1 pseudogene is annotated in these 592 nt (G+C 57.1%); it reads left to right on the top strand.

The features are described 5' to 3' along the window. A pseudogene (locus A3730_RS01990) lies at positions 1 to 429 on the top strand (acetyl-CoA C-acyltransferase); the annotation flags it as partial. Between the last annotated feature and the right edge of the window lie 163 nt (positions 430 to 592).

Raw genomic sequence — 592 nt, 5'->3', positions numbered from 1 at the left:
GTTCTGGCTTACCTGACCCTGGGCGAAGCCGCCGCCGTTGATTTCATCGGCAAGAAAGAAGGCCTGCTGATGGCGCCCGCTTATGGCGTGCCGAGCATGCTCGACAAGGCCGGCATCACCCTGCAGGACTTCGACTTCTATGAAATCCATGAAGCGTTTGCTTCCCAGGTACTGACCACTCTGAAAATGTGGGAAGACGAAAGCTTCTGTAAAGAGAAGCTGGGTCGCGACAAGGCGCTGGGCAGCATCGATCGCAGCAAACTGAACGTGAAAGGTTCCTCCCTGGCAGCCGGTCACCCGTTCGCGGCTACCGGTGGCCGTATCATCGCCAACGCCGCCAAGCTGCTGAACGAAAAAGGCTCCGGCCGCGCACTGATCTCCGTGTGTGCCGCGGGTGGTCAGGGTGTGGTAGCGATTCTCGAAAAATAATCGCTCCCTTCTGGCAGTAAAAAAAAACCGGCCAATTGGCCGGTTTTTTTTGCCGCTATGCCGCCGCAGCACGGTTCACGCATCATGCAACACGCGACAACCGCATCGGGTTGTCGTTCTTGTCCTTTCCTCAAGACACGTCTTGGCCTGCATCCTCCATGAA

This window comes from Alcanivorax sp. HI0044, assembly GCF_001634945.1.
Note: the sequence above shows the minus strand (reverse complement) of the source record. Positions and strands in the feature narration are given on the sequence as shown.